The sequence below is a fragment of the Pseudoalteromonas sp. MMG033 genome (genome assembly GCF_057197785.1).
This window is the reverse complement of sequence record NZ_CM170070.1, coordinates 1,084,607-1,105,000: the sequence shown is the minus strand read 5'-3', so window position 1 is coordinate 1,105,000 and position 20,394 is coordinate 1,084,607. Positions and strand designations below refer to the sequence as shown.

Sequence of the window (20,394 nt, the reverse complement as noted above, 5' to 3'; positions counted from 1 at the left end):
CGTAGCGAAAGCGAGTCTTAACTGGGCGCTTAAGTTGCAGGGTATAGACCCGAAACCCGGTGATCTAGCCATGGGCAGGTTGAAGGTCAGGTAACACTGACTGGAGGACCGAACCCACTAACGTTGAAAAGTTAGGGGATGACCTGTGGCTAGGAGTGAAAGGCTAATCAAACCGGGAGATAGCTGGTTCTCCCCGAAATCTATTTAGGTAGAGCCTCGGACGAATACTTACGGGGGTAGAGCACTGTTAAGGCTAGGGGGTCATCCCGACTTACCAACCCTTTGCAAACTCCGAATACCGTAAAGTAATATCCGGGAGACACACGGTGGGTGCTAACGTCCATCGTGGAGAGGGAAACAACCCAGACCGTCAGCTAAGGTCCCAAAGTGTATGTTAAGTGGGAAACGATGTGGGAAGGCTAAAACAGCTAGGAGGTTGGCTTAGAAGCAGCCATCCTTTAAAGAAAGCGTAATAGCTCACTAGTCGAGTCGGCCTGCGCGGAAGATGTAACGGGGCTAAACATACCACCGAAGCTACGGCTGCATACATTAGTATGCGGGGTAGGGGAGCGTTCTGTAAGTGGCTGAAGGTGTGCCGGGAGGCATGCTGGACATATCAGAAGTGCGAATGCTGACATGAGTAACGATAATGCGGGTGAAAAACCCGCACGCCGGAAGACCAAGGGTTCCTATCCCATGTTAATCAGGGTAGGGTGAGTCGACCCCTAAGGCGAGGCTGAAGAGCGTAGTCGATGGGAAACGGGTTAATATTCCCGTACTTGGTATAAATGCGATGGGGGGACGGAGCAGGCTAGGCAAGCATGGCGTTGGTTGTCCATGTGAAAGGCTGTAGGCTGGTGACTTAGGAAAATCCGGGTCGCTAAGGCTGAGAGTCGAGACGAGCCACTACGGTGGTGAAGTTGTTGATGCCCTACTTCCAGGAAAAGCCTCTAAGCTTCAGTTTATATCGAATCGTACCCTAAACCGACACAGGTGGTCAGGTAGAGAATACTAAGGCGCTTGAGAGAACTCGGGTGAAGGAACTAGGCAAAATTGTACCGTAACTTCGGGAGAAGGTACGCTCTTGTTTGTGAAGGACTTGCTCCATAAGCAGACGAGAGCCGCAGTGACCAGGTGGCTGGGACTGTTTATTAAAAACACAGCACTGTGCAAAATCGTAAGATGACGTATACGGTGTGACACCTGCCCGGTGCCGGAAGGTTAATTGATGGGGTTAGACTTAGGTCGAAGCTCTTGATCGAAGCCCCGGTAAACGGCGGCCGTAACTATAACGGTCCTAAGGTAGCGAAATTCCTTGTCGGGTAAGTTCCGACCTGCACGAATGGTGTAACCATGGCCACGCTGTCTCCACCCGAGACTCAGTGAAATTGAAATCGCAGTGAAGATGCTGTGTACCCGCGGCTAGACGGAAAGACCCCGTGAACCTTTACTACAGCTTGGCACTGAACATTGACCCTACATGTGTAGGATAGGTGGGAGGCTTTGAAGCACAGTCGCTAGATTGTGTGGAGCCGACCTTGAAATACCACCCTTGTAGTGTTGATGTTCTAACTTAGGCCCCTAATCGGGGTTGAGGACAGTGCCTGGTGGGTAGTTTGACTGGGGCGGTCTCCTCCCAAAGAGTAACGGAGGAGCACGAAGGTTGGCTAAGTACGGTCGGACATCGTACGGTTAGTGTAATGGTAGAAGCCAGCTTAACTGCGAGACAGACACGTCGAGCAGGTACGAAAGTAGGTCATAGTGATCCGGTGGTTCTGAATGGAAGGGCCATCGCTCAACGGATAAAAGGTACTCCGGGGATAACAGGCTGATACCGCCCAAGAGTTCATATCGACGGCGGTGTTTGGCACCTCGATGTCGGCTCATCACATCCTGGGGCTGAAGTCGGTCCCAAGGGTATGGCTGTTCGCCATTTAAAGTGGTACGCGAGCTGGGTTTAGAACGTCGTGAGACAGTTCGGTCCCTATCTGCCGTGGGCGTTTGAGAATTGAGAGGGGCTGCTCCTAGTACGAGAGGACCGGAGTGGACGAACCGCTGGTGTTCGGGTTGTTATGCCAATAGCATTGCCCGGTAGCTACGTTCGGAATCGATAACCGCTGAAAGCATCTAAGCGGGAAGCGAGCCTCGAGATGAGTTCTCACTTTAACTTTAAGTTAACTGAAGGGCCGTTGAAGACTACAACGTTGATAGGCGAGATGTGGAAGTGCTGTGAGGCATTGAGCTAACTCGTACTAATTACCCGTGAGGCTTAACCATACAACGCCAAAGTGGTTTGACTTGTTAGAAGTTAAGAATAGAAGTAGACGATAAGAATTTAATTACGCTCTCCGAATTTAAGCATTGTGAATAGATTAGCTCTTATGAGAAATCAATTCACCTTGCGCAAATGAAATGACAAAAAGACGTCATTAACCATTTGCACGAAAAGAATTTGCTTGGTAACCATAGCATTTTGGAACCACCTGACTCCATGCCGAACTCAGTAGTGAAACGAAATAGCGCCGATGATAGTGTGGGGTTTCCCATGTGAAAGTAGGACATTGCCAAGCGCCAAATAAAAGAAAGCCCGATTCGAAAGAGTCGGGCTTTTTTGCGTTTAAGTCCCTCTACAACAGCTAAAACGGCTCATTTCACCTTGCGCAAAAAGAGCGCTCTCACTTCGTTCGCTGTCGCTAACCTTTTGCACGATAGCGCCGATGATAGTGTGTGGGGCGGACGGCGAGTCTTTCCCATGTGAAAGTAGGACATTGCCAAGCGCCAAATAATACCATTCCGCATAAAGATTAAATCAGCTTTATCCATTCACGACTGCACATTTTCTTAACTCGTTCAGGTATTGAAATAAATTGATTCCAAGCTTTTGAAACTTCGTCAACTATTTCTACATAGCCCGAAAATATTCTATTGGATAAGCAATGTTGCCTTATCCAGCTCCATACTTGTTCTATTGGATTTAACTCAGGTGAGTAAGGAGGAAGCTTTATTAGCGTTAAGTTGCTGAATTCTGACGCAGTATCATGTGTATGCCAGCCTGCGCCATCTATTATCACTACTGCATGCCTACCAATTGGTGTAGCTTGTGATATTTGACGCATGTGCTGCGTCATCGCTTCTTTATTTACGAATGGACTTACTAGCGCTTCTGTTTGGCCCGTGGCAGGACATACTGCACCAAATAAATACCCGTATTCAAACTGTTGTTGTTTCACAATCCTTGGCCGAGTACCCGTCTTAGCCCAAATGCGTGTAGTCGGATTTTGCTGGCCAAATCGAGCTTCATCCTGAAACCATACGTCGATACGATCAAGAGGTAAGTGTCCTGGTGTGTGAAGGATCGTTTCCAGTTGGAAGTTTTTTAAAAGCTTCTTGGCTTTGTAATGACTGCTTAGGGTGTTTTGAACGACTTGTGATCCAACTAAAGCCAAGCTGCTTTAGGATTTTATAGACATGATTTAAGTGGTAATGAACACCAAATTCACTGCTAATGTAATGCACAATGTCCTCACCGGTTAGACGGCCACCTTGAAGCTCCGTGTTTGTGCGTTTAATAAATTCAGACAGTTGATCAAGCTGAGACTGTTGCAGTCTGGATGGACGTCCTTGAATAGGCTTATTGTCTAAGCCATCGAGCCCATGCTCTAGGTAACTAGAGACCCATTTATTAACACTACTCCGTGCTATATTAAGGCGTTTTGCAATGTCGGTTCTGCTATGACCTTCATAAAATAATGACACAGCAAGTAATCGCATACGTTTACGTGCGTTGGGTTCTTTTCGAGAAAGCGCTAAAAGCTGTTCAGATATACTTGGGTTCAACGTTATTTAGTCTGTAATTTTATATGCTCTATATTAGATCAGATATTTAAGCGGATTGGTATAAAAGAAAGCCCGATTCGAAAGAGTCGGGCTTTTTTGCGTTTATAGCTTAAAATTTTGGAACCACCTGACTGGAAGGCCAGCCCCGCCCATGCCGAACTCAGTAGTGAAACGAAATAGCCGAAGGGTCGGCCCCGACCGATGATAGTGTGTGGGGCGGACGGCGAGTCTTTCCCATGTGAAAGTAGGACATTGCCAAGCACCAAATAAAAGAAACCCGTTGCAGAAATGCGACGGGTTTTTTGCGTTAAGTCCCTTAGCAGCGGTTAAACTGGTTTATTTCACGGTTATATGTTTCATTGCATTACGTTATTTCTTTGTAGATAGTTCTGCGTTGTCTATTTATCCCTGAAGCTGGGTTCCATCGCGCCAATACTTCAATCGGCGCTGTTTAAAATAGCTTATTTCACCTTGCGCAAAGAGAATGTACTCACTTCGTTCGCTGTCATTAGCCCTTTACACGATAACTGCGAAGCTTCGCTTCGGTCTCATTTCGCCCATGTGAAAGTAGGACATTCTACTGCGTAGCGCACCAAAAGCGCCAAATAAAAGAAAGCCCGATTCGAAAGTGTCGGGCTTTTTTCGTGCTAAATCGTCTCGAATATTGCAGAAGTCATGCACATTGATAAGAGACGAATTAGCGCAAGGAGAAGGGAACACCTTCACAGTTTTTACCTTTTACTCCTTTTAAATGCATACCGTCCCTCATCAGCGGTCAAAACGGCTCATTTCACCTTGCGCAAAAGAAATGTACTCACTGCGTTCGTTGTCATTAACCTTTTGAACCATGTCGTCCTGAACTCGTATATGGACTCCACTTGTTTGACAACATGTTTTTTAAAATTAAAGATGCTGCGTATATTCGGTTTCTTTTGAGAGCGCGACTCTCTAACCTTTGATTTATTCGCACCTTCTGTCCTAAACGCTTCGTTAGTGTATTACCACTTCCAGTTCAGACAGGTTTTCAGAAGGTTGGTCTTACCGTTTTAATTACATTGTTGTCGAACTCTTTTTAAGATGTTTGTTAAATCATAACTGGCTGGTAGTTCGTACCTTGTTTTAGCATTGCCCAAGCCGTCCTGATATTTTTATTCACCAGCGCAATACAAGCTCGCTTCACACCTGAACGAGCAACTAGCCTTAAGAGCCATTGCTGCTTCAATGTCTTGTGTTTCTCCGGCAGATTAGAAATGTATGACAATGCCCCCAAAAATAAACAGGATTTTAGCTGTTTATCTCCAGCGCCTTTATCAATTCCCAGCATCACGGTTTTACCTCCACTGCTAAATTGTTTTGGGGTAACGCCTAAATATACAGAAGCACATCGCCCATTTTTAAAGTGCTCTGTTTGACTCAGGCTGGCAATTAGCCCCGCTGCGCCTAAAACACCCACACCTTTAAGCGCAATAACACGTTGGCATTGTTCATTTTGAGAAACAAGCTGCTCTAGGTTTTCAGTCACTTTATTCAGAGATTGCTCTATTTGCTGGTATTGAGCTTTTAAGACATTAACTAATGGCAATAATACCTCTGGTAAACCATTACGCTCAGTTAAAACCTCTTTCAATGCTTTCTTGGAGCGAGGAATAGTGATGCCATATTCATAAAATAAGGCCCTAATATGATTACCGAGTTGTGTAAGCTGTTTATCTAAATACTTACGACTCACAGTGAACGTTTGGAGAATTTGCTGTTCGATATTTTTTACTGGAGAAAAGGGGGTATTCGGTTGTATAGCAGCAATCGCAATCCCGATAGCATCATTGGCATCTGTTTTTTGTTTGCTTATATAAGGCTTAACATGTTTCGGAGACATCCCCCTCACTTCATGACCATAGGATTGAGCAATCCGCCCCCAATAATGAAAACTGCCACATCCCTCCATTGCCACAATGCTAGGGGGAGAGTTAGCGAGTATCTGGCGAACTTTAGATGGAGACTGTGCTTTATTAAAAACAATTTCGCCATGTTTAGAGACTTTTACGACTTGGATAATATTTTTTGCAAGATCGAGCGCAATCTCGTTACGATTATTCATATATGGACTCCTTGGTTTTGGTCGACACCACATTACACTGTATGTGAGATGTGGTGGAGTCCATATATCGTTTCAGGAGCCAGGCTTTGTTAGTTTTGACTCGGTTGCTACGTTTATCGCGGTATATTGATTGCTTCTCGTTAAATCGGCTTGTTTCATCTTGCGTAAAAAAAGTGGATTCACTGCGCTCGCTATCGTTGCATTTTGCACTTTTATCCACAAGTTTTTGTGTATAACTTGTGTGTCTAGACTGTGCTTTTTGAGGTTAACTAATTAAATAAATTTATTAAGAAAAAAGCGAAAAAAACGCTTGTGCTAATCTCAAATCTCCCTATAATGCGCACCCACTGACACGGAGCAACGCGCTGAAAAGCAAGCAGCGAAGTGAAGGTTAAAGCCAAACTGAAAGCTTAATTGAAAATAAATTAAATTTTCTAGTTGACTTTAAAAGTGAAGCGGTTAATATGGCGCTCCACTTCGCAGCAACGCTGCGGTAACTAACCAAGCGTTAGTTACACTGTTCTTTAAAAATATGAAGCAATCATCTGTGTGGGCACTCGTACAGATTGAGTTCTAACAGCTCTTGATTCAGGAGCAAAAGAATTAGAATCTCAATTTTACTGAGTGACTATAACAGTCAATTCGATTTATTTCTTTTATAAGAAATTATCAATCAGTATTCATTGAGTCAGGTACTCGGTACCAAAAAACTTTTAATTGAAGAGTTTGATCATGGCTCAGATTGAACGCTGGCGGCAGGCCTAACACATGCAAGTCGAGCGGTAACATTTCTAGCTTGCTAGAAGATGACGAGCGGCGGACGGGTGAGTAATGCTTGGGAACGTGCCGTAAGGTGGGGGACAACCATTGGAAACGATGGCTAATACCGCATAATGTCTACGGACCAAAGGGGGCTTCGGCTCTCGCCTTATGATCGGCCCAAGTGGGATTAGCTAGTTGGTAAGGTAATGGCTTACCAAGGCGACGATCCCTAGCTGGTTTGAGAGGATGATCAGCCACACTGGAACTGAGACACGGTCCAGACTCCTACGGGAGGCAGCAGTGGGGAATATTGCACAATGGGCGCAAGCCTGATGCAGCCATGCCGCGTGTGTGAAGAAGGCCTTAGGGTTGTAAAGCACTTTCAGTAAGGAGGAAAGGTTAGTAGTTAATACCTGCTAGCTGTGACGTTACTTACAGAAGAAGCACCGGCTAACTCCGTGCCAGCAGCCGCGGTAATACGGAGGGTGCGAGCGTTAATCGGAATTACTGGGCGTAAAGCGTACGCAGGCGGTTTGTTAAGCGAGATGTGAAAGCCCCGGGCTCAACCTGGGAACTGCATTTCGAACTGGCAAACTAGAGTGTGATAGAGGGTGGTAGAATTTCAGGTGTAGCGGTGAAATGCGTAGAGATCTGAAGGAATACCGATGGCGAAGGCAGCCACCTGGGTCAACACTGACGCTCATGTACGAAAGCGTGGGGAGCAAACAGGATTAGATACCCTGGTAGTCCACGCCGTAAACGATGTCTACTAGGAGCTGGGGTCTTCGGACAACTTTTCCAAAGCTAACGCATTAAGTAGACCGCCTGGGGAGTACGGCCGCAAGGTTAAAACTCAAATGAATTGACGGGGGCCCGCACAAGCGGTGGAGCATGTGGTTTAATTCGATGCAACGCGAAGAACCTTACCTACACTTGACATACAGAGAACTTACTAGAGATAGTTTGGTGCCTTCGGGAACTCTGATACAGGTGCTGCATGGCTGTCGTCAGCTCGTGTTGTGAGATGTTGGGTTAAGTCCCGCAACGAGCGCAACCCCTATCCTTAGTTGCCAGCGATTCGGTCGGGAACTCTAAGGAGACTGCCGGTGATAAACCGGAGGAAGGTGGGGACGACGTCAAGTCATCATGGCCCTTACGTGTAGGGCTACACACGTGCTACAATGGCAGATACAGAGTGCTGCGAACTTGCGAGAGTAAGCGAATCACTTAAAGTCTGTCGTAGTCCGGATTGGAGTCTGCAACTCGACTCCATGAAGTCGGAATCGCTAGTAATCGCGGATCAGAATGCCGCGGTGAATACGTTCCCGGGCCTTGTACACACCGCCCGTCACACCATGGGAGTGGGTTGCTCCAGAAGTAGGTAGCTTAACCTTAGGGAGAGCGCTTACCACGGAGTGATTCATGACTGGGGTGAAGTCGTAACAAGGTAGCCCTAGGGGAACCTGGGGCTGGATCACCTCCTTAACGATTTAGAACAGATTTGTTCGAAGTGTCCACACAGATGATTGTTAGTTAGCTTTAATAGCTAATTAATATTGCTCTTTAAAAATTTGGAAAGCTGATAATTAAATTCTCGAATAACAAGCAATTGTTATTCAGAGTTTTCGAAAGAAAATGCCGATTAATCATTTAGTTGATTAATTAGCGTCTACTTTAGTATTACTTAACTTCTGGCGAAGTTAAAACTGTCTTTGATTAGACAACCTAACTTATTTTTCAATGATTTTGATTGTTAGGCAAGGCGCTTGAGTTTTTTATCGACGGAAGCATAACGTGTTATGTGACCAAGTAAAAAACGAAAGGAACGCAGCATAACAAACAAAAGCGAAGAAAAACCATTTTGGGTTGTATGGTTAAGTGACTAAGCGTACACGGTGGATGCCTTGGCAGTTGGAGGCGATGAAGGACGTACTAACTTGCGATAAGCTAAGTCAAGCCAGTAAGAGGCACTTGAGACTTAGATTTCCGAATGGGGAAACCCACCGCTTAGCGGTATCTTGCAGTGAATACATAGCTGTAAGAGGCAAACCGGGAGAACTGAAACATCTAAGTACCCCGAGGAAAAGAAATCAACCGAGATTCCGAAAGTAGCGGCGAGCGAAATCGGATTAGCCCTTAAGCTTCAGTGTAATTAGTGGAACCTTCTGGAAAGTTGGACGACACAGGGTGACAGTCCCGTACACGAAAATTTATCTGAAGTGAAATCGAGTAGGTCGGAGCACGTGAAACTTTGACTGAATATGGGGGGACCATCCTCCAAGGCTAAATACTCCCAACTGACCGATAGTGAACCAGTACCGTGAGGGAAAGGCGAAAAGAACCCCTGTGAGGGGAGTGAAATAGAACCTGAAACCGTGTACGTACAAGCAGTAGGAGCCCCTCGAGGGTGACTGCGTACCTTTTGTATAATGGGTCAGCGACTTATATTCTGTAGCAAGGTTAACCATTTAGGGGAGCCGTAGCGAAAGCGAGTCTTAACTGGGCGCTTAAGTTGCAGGGTATAGACCCGAAACCCGGTGATCTAGCCATGGGCAGGTTGAAGGTCAGGTAACACTGACTGGAGGACCGAACCCACTAACGTTGAAAAGTTAGGGGATGACCTGTGGCTAGGAGTGAAAGGCTAATCAAACCGGGAGATAGCTGGTTCTCCCCGAAATCTATTTAGGTAGAGCCTCGGACGAATACTTACGGGGGTAGAGCACTGTTAAGGCTAGGGGGTCATCCCGACTTACCAACCCTTTGCAAACTCCGAATACCGTAAAGTAATATCCGGGAGACACACGGTGGGTGCTAACGTCCATCGTGGAGAGGGAAACAACCCAGACCGTCAGCTAAGGTCCCAAAGTGTATGTTAAGTGGGAAACGATGTGGGAAGGCTAAAACAGCTAGGAGGTTGGCTTAGAAGCAGCCATCCTTTAAAGAAAGCGTAATAGCTCACTAGTCGAGTCGGCCTGCGCGGAAGATGTAACGGGGCTAAACATACCACCGAAGCTACGGCTGCATACTTAGTATGCGGGGTAGGGGAGCGTTCTGTAAGTGGCTGAAGGTGTGCCGGGAGGCATGCTGGACATATCAGAAGTGCGAATGCTGACATGAGTAACGATAATGCGGGTGAAAAACCCGCACGCCGGAAGACCAAGGGTTCCTATCCCATGTTAATCAGGGTAGGGTGAGTCGACCCCTAAGGCGAGGCTGAAGAGCGTAGTCGATGGGAAACGGGTTAATATTCCCGTACTTGGTATAAATGCGATGGGGGGACGGAGCAGGCTAGGCAAGCATGGCGTTGGTTGTCCATGTGAAAGGCTGTAGGCTGGTGACTTAGGAAAATCCGGGTCGCTAAGGCTGAGAGTCGAGACGAGCCACTACGGTGGTGAAGTTGTTGATGCCCTACTTCCAGGAAAAGCCTCTAAGCTTCAGTTTATATCGAATCGTACCCTAAACCGACACAGGTGGTCAGGTAGAGAATACTAAGGCGCTTGAGAGAACTCGGGTGAAGGAACTAGGCAAAATTGTACCGTAACTTCGGGAGAAGGTACGCTCTTGTTTGTGAAGGACTTGCTCCATAAGCAGACGAGAGCCGCAGTGACCAGGTGGCTGGGACTGTTTATTAAAAACACAGCACTGTGCAAAATCGTAAGATGACGTATACGGTGTGACACCTGCCCGGTGCCGGAAGGTTAATTGATGGGGTTAGACTTAGGTCGAAGCTCTTGATCGAAGCCCCGGTAAACGGCGGCCGTAACTATAACGGTCCTAAGGTAGCGAAATTCCTTGTCGGGTAAGTTCCGACCTGCACGAATGGTGTAACCATGGCCACGCTGTCTCCACCCGAGACTCAGTGAAATTGAAATCGCAGTGAAGATGCTGTGTACCCGCGGCTAGACGGAAAGACCCCGTGAACCTTTACTACAGCTTGGCACTGAACATTGACCCTACATGTGTAGGATAGGTGGGAGGCTTTGAAGCACAGTCGCTAGATTGTGTGGAGCCGTCCTTGAAATACCACCCTTGTAGTGTTGATGTTCTAACTTAGGTCCCTAATCGGGATTGAGGACAGTGCCTGGTGGGTAGTTTGACTGGGGCGGTCTCCTCCCAAAGAGTAACGGAGGAGCACGAAGGTTGGCTAAGTACGGTCGGACATCGTACGGTTAGTGTAATGGTAGAAGCCAGCTTAACTGCGAGACAGACACGTCGAGCAGGTACGAAAGTAGGTCATAGTGATCCGGTGGTTCTGAATGGAAGGGCCATCGCTCAACGGATAAAAGGTACTCCGGGGATAACAGGCTGATACCGCCCAAGAGTTCATATCGACGGCGGTGTTTGGCACCTCGATGTCGGCTCATCACATCCTGGGGCTGAAGTCGGTCCCAAGGGTATGGCTGTTCGCCATTTAAAGTGGTACGCGAGCTGGGTTTAGAACGTCGTGAGACAGTTCGGTCCCTATCTGCCGTGGGCGTTTGAGAATTGAGAGGGGCTGCTCCTAGTACGAGAGGACCGGAGTGGACGAACCGCTGGTGTTCGGGTTGTTATGCCAATAGCATTGCCCGGTAGCTACGTTCGGAATCGATAACCGCTGAAAGCATCTAAGCGGGAAGCGAGCCTCGAGATGAGTTCTCACTTTAACTTTAAGTTAACTGAAGGGCCGTTGAAGACTACAACGTTGATAGGCGAGATGTGGAAGTGCTGTGAGGCATTGAGCTAACTCGTACTAATTACCCGTGAGGCTTAACCATACAACGCCAAAGTGGTTTGACTTGTTAGAAGTTAAGAATAGAAAGTAGACGATAAGAATTTAATTTAGTTTTCCAGATTTTACAGAATTTGCTTGGTAACCATAGCATTTTGGAACCACCTGACTCCATGCCGAACTCAGTAGTGAAACGAAATAGCGCCGATGATAGTGTGGGGTTTCCCATGTGAAAGTAGGACATTGCCAAGCGCCAAATAAAAGAAAGCCCGATTCGAAAGAGTCGGGCTTTTTTCGTTTATAGCTTAACATTTTGGAACCACCTGACTGGAAGGCCAGCCCCGCCCATGCCGAACTCAGTAGTGAAACGAAATAGCCGAAGGGTCGGCCCCGACCGATGATAGTGTGTGGGGCGGACGGCGAGTCTTTCCCATGTGAAAGTAGGACATTGCCAAGCACCAAATAAAAGAAACCCGTTGCAGAAATGCAGCGGGTTTTTTGCGTTTAAGTCCCTTGGTAGTGGTAAAACTAGCTCATCTCACGGTTATATGTTTTAGTGCATTACGTTATTTCTTTGTAGATAGTTCTGCGTTGTCTATTTATCCCTGAAGCTGGGTTCCATCGCGCCAATACTTCAATCGGCGCTGTTTAAAATAGCTTATTTCACCTTGCGCAAAGAGAATGAACTCACTTCGTTCTCTGTCATTAGCCCTTTACACGATAACTGCGAAGCTTCGCTTCGCTCTCATTTCGCCCATGTGAAAGTAGGACATTCTACTGCGTAGCGCACCAAGGGGCCAATTAAATAACCCCGCTGCTGTTAAAATGACTCAATTCACCTTGCGCAAAGTAAATGTACTCGCTTCGCTCTTTGTCACTGTACTTTGCACTTAATTCATCCATTCGACATTAGTACATCTATGTACGTCAAACCCGTTGCAGAAATGCAGCGGGTTTTTTCGTGCTAAATCGTCTCGAAAGTTGTAGAGGTCATGCACATTGATAAAGAGACGAATTAGCGCAAGGTGAAGGGAATATCCTTCACCGCCGACAAGGCAAGCTCAAGATTTCCTCAGCAACAGCTAAAACGGCTCATTTCACCTTGCGCGAAAAGAATGCCAGCGCTTCGCGCTGTGTCATTAACCTTTCGTACGATATTCACCTTGCGCAAATTGAACGTACTCGCTTCGCTCGCTGTCGTTACATTTTGCACGTTAATCACCTTGCGTGAAAAGAATGCCAATGTTTCGCGTTGTATCATAAACTTTCATTTTGCTCAAAGGTTGGTGAATCGCAGCGCAATTGTTTGCAAAGAATGGCTATTACTTTCGACGAAATATAACTTCTTGTTGAACATATAGATTTATTATTTCGCTCATCCAACTTACAAGATGCAAAACATTAATGACAGTAAGCGTTGGTGATAAGTCTATTGTGTCTTTTAGCAAATGGTGAGACATCTTAGATTAGTGCTCGTTAAGCTCGTGTGGTGCAAGTGCATGGCACAAAGTAGTCTTCGCTTAGGTCGTTACACAGTATCTACCTTATGTAATGTAGTCACAACCTGAGCCTTTTTAAACTTTAGAAATCTGCTTCAGAGAGACTAAAAACATTTAATAAATTTATACTCTTTATATATTTTTTAAAGGTTGGTTACCTTTTTAAGAACACGATATTTTTATGTTTTTCGTTTTTTAATTTCGTTTGGTTATATTGATTTTATAGAAGTTATTATGCGCTATAATAATTTATTTATTTTTGTTGAAATGAGAAATAAATACTGTTAGGTTTATTTGTGTCAACAAGGAGATATAAAAATGTTATTAAAACTCAAAAAGAAAAACATCAAACTTATTAGTCATGATAAAGCTAGCGTACCAGCTGAGATGACTCCACAGGTTGCAGGCGGCTTCTTCAAGACTTGGGAGTGCACTGGTACTAGAACTTGCCCAGGTACTTATACGACTTCAGCTTGCTAAAGTCTGTATTTAATGAGCTACATAATTGTAGCTCTATTACGTAATTTATTATTCTTTTAAACACTCATCTTATTACTACTTTTTATTATATTAATGCTGTTCTAAATTTCATTATTATCTTTTCATATAAATAAAGTGCGATTTAAATTCTTAATCCCTACTTATTTTATATTTTGCAACAAAGTTGGTTTTCAACTTTAGATATTAATCACTTTTCTGTTTTTATTAGAGTCTGGTTTTTATTCTTTACTCAGTCAAAATTATAGAGGTTTTGTATACTTAATAGATAAGTTTGAGGGCCTCAGTACTAGATGGGATCATCAATTATCATTAAATGCTTAGAGATTTTTGTTGTCCTACGTGGCTTCAGATTTAGGTTTTTATCTTAGCCTTATTATTAATGAATCGAAAAAATTGTGAGTAACATGATTTGCTGTGATCAAGTGATGCCCTCTTAATGTTGCTGCCTTGTTCCAAATAGTTCTAGTGAATCAGTCAAGTATTAGAGGTTTAGCATTGCGATTTAATTTTAACTGTATATACTCACAGTAAATGCACTGTATGGAAAACCAGTTATATGCGACCTTTAACAAAACGACAAGAACAAGTATTCGAGCTGATCAAAGTTTTTATCAAAGACACAGGTATGCCACCGACTCGTGCGGAAATTGCAGATTCTCTTGGTTTTCGCAGTGCCAATGCTGCTGAAGAACATTTGAAAGCGCTTGCTAAAAAAGGAGTCATTGAAATGGTGCCTGGCGCAAGCCGCGGTATCCGATTGGTGGAAGCGGATGAACCAGAGCAGCTGGGGTTACCTCTTGTAGGTCGCGTAGCAGCTGGTGAGCCTATTTTGGCGCAAGAGCACATAGAGAATCACTGCCAAGTAGATCCAGGGATGTTCCAACCACCTGCTGATTACTTACTTCGGGTTAATGGTATGAGTATGAAAAATATCGGCATAATGGATGGTGACTTGCTTGCTGTTCATAGAACTCAAGTTGCCAATAATGGGCAAGTTGTTGTTGCTCGTGTTGAGGAAGACGTCACCGTTAAGCGTTTTGAAAAAGTCGGTAAAAAAGTATTCTTACATGCTGAGAATGAAGATTTCTCACCGATTGAAGTTGACCTAGAGCAAGAGGTTTTCAATATTGAAGGTCTCGCTGTTGGTGTGATCCGCGGCAACTTGTAACGTTTTGCTGATTGCCTGATAAGCTGAGATATTATATTTCAGCTTATCTCACCAAAACCATTTTTATAAATTAAAAGACCCCTTTTAAACTATACTTCCATATCATATACTTACGTTACATAAATATAACATCAGCTTTGGAATACGTGCTTGTTAAGCAAAAATAAAAATTATTTTGCACTAAATCCATGATTCGCAGTCTGAGCTATTCGTCTTAATTTAAGAACTTAAATTTATTTGTATTCACAGGTTACATTTGATTTCAAAAGAGATCAGAGGCTTGCTTGTGATTGTGTTAAAACCACTGGAAATGAATTGAATATGGAGCAGCTTATGACTTGGTTTAAAGTAGTATTGATTGTGGCTTTGGTATGTATGTTATCCGCCTGTGCTTCGAGCTCAAACAATACACGGTCAGGCTTTTTACCCAATTATGATGTATTACTCCCCTCTGATGACTATGAAGACACCAACTTATTCGTTGATAACACATTCAATAGAGAAGTGTTAAGTAAAATCGAAGTGCTCTATATTCCTCAGTTTGAAGTGTGGATTAACGCTTCTGAATCTGAGTTTTTAAACATTAATCCTCAGCATGTTGCTAAGCTAAGTCATTACATGCAGTCGCAAATGCAAATCAAATTGAGCCCTTACTATAAAGTTGTAACAGCAAAACCCGAAGGTGTAGATGACACTGTATTGACAATTGAAGGCGCTTTTACAGATGTGCAATTTAAACCCATTTCATTACAGGTGAGAGACTTTGTGCCTATCAGGTTAGTGTATAACGCGGGCAAAACAGCTTACTTGGCTGCGACAGAGCAAACCGAGGCTTTAACACATGTGTCACTTGAGTCAGCGTTTTATTTAGGGAGTCGAAAGGCCCCAGTGGTGATGATGACTGCACATAAAGAATTGGATTCGGTACTGAAGACTGATGGTACTGAGAATGTTGAAACGGTTAAGGCCGTACTCGATGTTTGGATAGGTAATTTTGTTACTGCGATGACTCAACATCGTAATGTTCAGTAAAACTAAAGGAGCTTTTATGAAGATAATAAAAGGCAAGCAGCTAGGTGTTATGGCAATATTTTGTTTGGCATTAATTGGTTGTTCAGAGCAAAAATCAGAGCAAGAGCAATCAGAGCAGCTTCGTCCAGTGAGGACATTATTGCTTTCTTCACAAGTCGATGGCCCTTTGGTGGAATTCCCTGCGGTAGTCGATGCAGCTTCTTCTGCGGATCTATCATTTAAAGTACCGGGTGAAGTTACAGAGTTGCTGGTAAAGCAGGGGCAAGAAATTCAGCTTGGTGATGTTATTGCTAAGTTAGACGCAACAGAATACAAACTTTCTTTAGATGAAGCGCAGGCTAATTATAATAAAGCACAGGCGGATTTTAGGCGTGCTAAACAACTTATTAAATCCGGTACGATTTCGCAATCTGACTATGACCAACTACAGTCCCACTTTACTAGTGCAAAAAGTAAATTGGCGAATGCAAAAAACAACTTGTCTTACACAAGCTTAAAAGCATCATTTTCGGGTGTTGTGGCACGCACTTACATAGAGCGTTTTGAAGAGGTACAAGCCAAGCAAGTTGTCGCAACACTGCAAGATATCAAGCATGTAACGCTTAAGGTCAATGTGCCTGAGAGCTTAATGATTAAAGTCTCAAAAGATGCGCCTAAACACATTATTGCAGAGTTTTCAGGGATCCCTGATAAAACCTTTCCATTAGACTTTGTTGAAGTGAGCACACAAGCTGATGAGGTAACAAAAGCCTATGAGGTTACTCTTAGCATGACGCGCCCTGAGGGTTACAACATCTTACCGGGCATGACAGCAAAGGTGCTTGCCAAAGGCGCTGATGTGAACAAAAGTGGTCTTTATTTACCAATAAAAGCTGTGCTCAAAGATGCATCTGGTAATTTTGTATGGACAGTGGAGTCTGCTGGAGCAGGTAAGGGTAAAATTAAGAAAAACCCGGTTGTGATTGGTGAGGTTTCTACTCTAGGTTTTCCGGTCGTCAGTGGAGTCTCTGAAGGCGCTTATATTGTGACTGCTGGCATGAGTAAAGTGAGTGAAGGGCAACTTGTAAAATTTAACAAGGAGGTCCAGTGAATATAACCAGACTTGCATTAGAAAATAACCGGACAACTTGGGTACTGATAGCAGCGTTATTGTTTTTTGGGATCATCTCGTTTAATAAAATGCCAAAAGATTACGATCCTGGTTTTATTATCAGAACAGCGCAAGTAGTTACTTACTTCCCCGGAGCGAGCCCACAGCGAGTAGAAGAGCTTGTCACTGACCAAATAGAGAAGGTTGTACAGCAGATCCCTGAATTAGATTTTGTCAGTAGCACCTCCAAAACAGGCGTATCCATCGTTAGCGTCAATATCAAGGAAAGCTATAAGAATATGCGCCCTATCTGGGATAACCTACGGCGTAAAATCCAGAGTATAGAGAAAGATTTACCCAGCGATGCACAAACTCCCATTGTTAACGATGAATTTGGGGATGTGTTCGGTATTGTCATAGGGCTTACCGCTGAAGGGTATACCTATCGCGAATTGGAAGATGTCGCGGAACAGGTGAGGGACACCTTGTTGCGCTTACCTGAGGCTGCAAAGGTGGAAATTTATGGCAACCAAGAACAGCGTGTATTTATTGAATTTGAAAACGCGCGGCTTGGTGCCCTTGGCATTTCACCTAACCAGCTCAAAGAGCAACTTGCATCACGTAATATTGTCAATCCTGGTGGTTCTATTTATATCAATGATGAAACCCTCGCACTTGAGCCGAGCGGCAATTTTGAGTCAGTAGAAGATATTGCCAATACCATCATTAATGTACCGGGTAGCGAACAGGTATTGCTACTGTCTGATATTGCCGTTGTTTATCGTGATTATGTAGACCCCGCAAAGTCTAAGGTACGAGTGGGCTTAGATGAAGGTTTAACGATCGCTATTTCTATGCGACAAGGCGGTAATAATATTGCTTTGGGCGAGCAGGTACTAGAAACCCTGAACTACTTAGAAAGTGTTTACCCTATTGGCGTTGAATTTAAGTTGCTCTCTTTCTTACCTAAAGAAGTCGAACAAAAGGTCAGTGACTTCGTCTCCAATCTTTTGCAAGCGGTATTGGTTGTTACCTTAGTGATGTTATTCACTTTGGGGTTAAGAACAGGCCTTATAGTTGCCAGCCTGATCCCAATGAGTATGGTGTTTGGCATTTTGGTGATGTCATTTTTCCATATTAGCATTGACCAAATTTCATTAGCGGCACTCATTATCGCATTAGGTATGTTAGTTGATAATGGTATTGTGATGTCTGAAAACATCATGGTACAAATGGAGCGAGGCAAGGCGGCGATAGATGCAGCAGTTGATTCGGCGGATGAATTAAAAGTGCCTTTGTTAGTGTCATCGTTGACCACTGGGGCTGCGTTTTTACCTATCTTTTTAGCTGAATCATCGACAGGTGAGTACACGGCTTCATTGTTCAAGGTTGTGACCATTACTTTGCTATGTTCATGGTTGCTGGCTATGACTATGATCCCTATGCTGTGTGTGTACTTTACACGTGTGAAATCACAAGCGGCTGATTACAACACTGGCGTTTATTTAACTTATAAAAACCTGTTAACTACCATGATCCGCCACCGCTGGATCACGTTGATGGCATGTGTGGCAGCATTTTTTATTGCGCTGCAGGGCATGCAGTTAATTCCGAAATTATTTTTCCCACCTTCAGATCGTGACTATTTTAAAGTTGAGTTAGAGCTGCCAATCGGTACTCGGTTAGAAACAACCGAAGCTTTGGTAAAAGACATGGAAGCTTATATTCAAAATGAGTTACTGGTATCAAGCGAGCGCCCCGAGGGGGTTACGCAGTGGGTCAGTTATGTTGGTAATGGTGGTCCAAGATTTTTATTAACTCATACGCCAGAGCCAACAAGTTCAAACTATGCGTTGATGATTGTCAGTACCACTTCGTATCATTTGATTGATGCTTTGATGCTGGACATTGAGCAGTATGCCTTAAATCGACACCCTGACTTATTGATTAAGCAGCGAAAGATTGAAAATGGTGCGCCGATAGCCAACCCAGTTGAGATCCGGCTTTCTGGGGACGACCAAGTTACCTTGATGGCGATTGTGGATCAGCTAAAGGCGCAAATGGCGGCGACTCCGGGGCTCAAAGCAATCAGTGATGATTGGGGTTTGCCAAGTAAAAAGGTACAGATCAAAATTAATCAAACACGCGCACGTCGTGTAGGTGTATCAAGTAAAGATATCGCAAGTTCATTACAGACAGGTTTTAGTGGTTTGGAGCTCACACAATACCGCGAAGGAAATGAGTTAATACCTGTTACCTTACGCTCTGTGGCCGCTGACAGAGATGATATTGGCAAATTGGAAGCTATGATGGTTTATTCACAAGCTACAGGCGCATCGGTTCCTTTAAAACAGGTAGCAGATATTGAAGTGGTTTGGGAAAGCGCTCAGATCTTACGACGTGATCGTTTAAAAACCGTTGCAGTGGGTGCGCAGCTTGATGGCATTACGGCGAACGAAGGATTTGCGGCATTAGTACCTTGGTTGGAAGAGCAAAAGAAAAACTGGCCATTTGGGTATTCATATGAATTGGGTGGTGAGGCTGAGTCCTCAGGCAAAGCCAACCAGTCTATTGCAGATAAAATGCCTATCGCAGTATTTATTATTGTTATCTTGCTGATAGGTCAATTTAACTCGATCCGTAAGTCAATAATTGTACTGACTACCATTCCATTGGGATTTATTGGCGTGATCTTGGGTCTACTAGTAGGGCAGTCATTTTTTGGCTTTATGACTTTACTTGGCATTATTTCTTTGGCGGGTATTGTAATAAACAATGCAATTGTCTTGTTGGAGCGAATCAAAATTGAGCTTGAGAATACACCAAATAACCCTGTTGAGGGGATTATCTCAGCCGCACAGCAACGTATGCGACCGATTTTATTAACGACTGCGACGACCGTGTTTGGTCTTATTCCACTGTATTTGGGTGGGGGAGAAATGTGGGAGCCGATGGCACTTGGGATCATGGGCGGCTTGCTGTTTTCTACCTTACTAACACTTGGCATTGTGCCTGTACTCTATGCGTTATTTTATAGAATAAAGGTGCAAAACTAGTGGTGATATGGCGTTCACTCTGTTTAAAAGGTGAACGCCGGTAAAAGCCTGTTAATGAATGTAACCCTTAAGTTTTCGTTCAGCGTAGTGAGCAGAATATGAACACACAGGCTAACCAGAGGAGCAAATAATGAAACTTTTCAAATATGCAATTGTGGCACTTTTTATGCCGATGATGGCCAGTGCTGGAGAGGCAAAAGTAACATGGCTAGACTTTAAAGAGTATAGAGATGTGTTTCCTGCAAAAGAGACTCGCGGCGGATATCACAAGCGTATTGCAAAGCAATTTGATGCGCATTTGAAGAAGCTAGCCTCAGACATGCCAGCAGGCTATACGCTAGCGGTGACTTTTGAGGACATTGATTTAGCAGGTGATGTTAGATTTAACATGAATGATATTCGTATCATTAAACCTATTTATTTTCCACGTTTAAAAATTACTTATAGCGTGACCGATAAAGCGGGTAATGTAATGGGGGAAGCAAAATCTAAAGTTTTAAAAGATATGAGCTTTATGGACAGAATAAAGTTTGGTAGAGACTCTGAGTTTTATTATGACAAGCGGTTATTAAGCGATTGGTTTGAAGATGAGGTGACACCGCTGTTTGGCACCGCGAATCAATAAAAAGAGCGCTAAGGCGCT

The 20,394-nt window shown here is 44.2% G+C and carries 9 protein-coding genes and 5 rRNA genes (1 of these 14 running past the window's edge); 11 read left to right on the top strand and 3 right to left on the bottom strand.

The window, feature by feature from the left end; translation table 11 throughout:
• Window positions 1-2,277: ribosomal RNA gene (locus tag AC2CZC_RS05035) — 23S ribosomal RNA — on the top strand (it extends 606 nt beyond the left edge of the window).
• Between the two features lie 178 nt (window positions 2,278-2,455).
• Window positions 2,456-2,570, top strand: a 5S ribosomal RNA gene (gene rrf / locus AC2CZC_RS05030).
• Window positions 2,571-2,804: 234 nt separating this feature from the next.
• Here the strand turns inward: rrf (AC2CZC_RS05030) and AC2CZC_RS05025 are convergent.
• Both AC2CZC_RS05025 and AC2CZC_RS05020 read right to left on the bottom strand, forming a co-directional pair.
• Window positions 2,805-3,771 (bottom strand): IS630 family transposase gene (locus tag AC2CZC_RS05025; RefSeq protein WP_484584823.1). Its coding sequence is split into 2 segments (ribosomal slippage): window positions 2,805-3,371 and window positions 3,373-3,771, totalling 966 coding nucleotides; the frame shifts between segments, so codons are not numbered across the junction.
• A gap of 1,150 nt (window positions 3,772-4,921) precedes the next feature.
• Window positions 4,922-5,935, bottom strand: a complete 1,014-nt coding sequence (locus tag AC2CZC_RS05020) for an IS110 family RNA-guided transposase (protein WP_484584040.1) — start codon at window positions 5,933-5,935, stop codon at window positions 4,922-4,924.
• A 714-nt stretch (window positions 5,936-6,649) separates the two neighbouring features.
• Between AC2CZC_RS05020 and AC2CZC_RS05015 the strand changes: the two genes are divergently transcribed.
• From AC2CZC_RS05015 to rrf (AC2CZC_RS05005), 3 genes are all read left to right on the top strand, one after another.
• Window positions 6,650-8,182 (top strand): 16S ribosomal RNA (locus AC2CZC_RS05015).
• A gap of 387 nt (window positions 8,183-8,569) precedes the next feature.
• Window positions 8,570-11,451, top strand: a 23S ribosomal RNA gene (locus tag AC2CZC_RS05010).
• Window positions 11,452-11,542: 91 nt separating this feature from the next.
• A 5S ribosomal RNA gene (gene rrf, locus AC2CZC_RS05005) occupies window positions 11,543-11,657 on the top strand.
• The 16S, 23S and 5S rRNA genes sit together here, the layout of an rRNA operon.
• Window positions 11,658-12,477: 820 nt before the next feature.
• Here rrf (AC2CZC_RS05005) and AC2CZC_RS05000 read toward each other — a convergent pair.
• Complete coding sequence (locus tag AC2CZC_RS05000) at window positions 12,478-12,666, bottom strand: hypothetical protein (RefSeq protein ID WP_484584039.1); 189 nt, start codon at window positions 12,664-12,666, stop codon at window positions 12,478-12,480.
• Window positions 12,667-13,222: 556 nt separating this feature from the next.
• On the opposite strand from AC2CZC_RS05000, the gene AC2CZC_RS04995 reads away from it, so the two are divergent.
• The 6 genes from AC2CZC_RS04995 (at window position 13,223) to AC2CZC_RS04970 (ending at window position 20,376) form a co-directional block, all read left to right on the top strand.
• Window positions 13,223-13,384, top strand: coding sequence for a hypothetical protein (locus AC2CZC_RS04995; RefSeq protein ID WP_484584038.1), 162 nt, complete (start codon window positions 13,223-13,225; stop codon window positions 13,382-13,384).
• Between the two features lie 577 nt (window positions 13,385-13,961).
• Window positions 13,962-14,573: a transcriptional repressor LexA gene (gene lexA, locus AC2CZC_RS04990; protein WP_484584037.1), complete on the top strand. Its 612-nt coding sequence runs from the start codon at window positions 13,962-13,964 to the stop codon at window positions 14,571-14,573.
• 333 nt (window positions 14,574-14,906) lie between these two features.
• The gene (locus AC2CZC_RS04985; RefSeq protein ID WP_484584036.1) at window positions 14,907-15,605 is read left to right on the top strand and encodes a DUF3313 family protein; all 699 of its coding nucleotides are present in this window, start codon (window positions 14,907-14,909) and stop codon (window positions 15,603-15,605) included.
• Window positions 15,606-15,621: 16 nt separating this feature from the next.
• Entirely contained in the window at window positions 15,622-16,695 is a 1,074-nt protein-coding gene (locus tag AC2CZC_RS04980; RefSeq protein WP_484584035.1) for an efflux RND transporter periplasmic adaptor subunit, read from the top strand.
• Window positions 16,692-19,751 (top strand): efflux RND transporter permease subunit, encoded by a 3,060-nt coding sequence (locus AC2CZC_RS04975; RefSeq protein WP_484584034.1) that lies wholly within the window; start codon window positions 16,692-16,694, stop codon window positions 19,749-19,751. Before AC2CZC_RS04980 ends, AC2CZC_RS04975 begins: the two co-directional genes overlap by 4 nt.
• 130 nt (window positions 19,752-19,881) lie before the next feature.
• On the top strand, window positions 19,882-20,376 hold the full coding sequence (locus AC2CZC_RS04970; RefSeq protein ID WP_484584033.1) for a DUF3016 domain-containing protein: 495 nt from the start codon (window positions 19,882-19,884) through the stop codon (window positions 20,374-20,376).
• Window positions 20,377-20,394 lie beyond the last annotated feature (18 nt).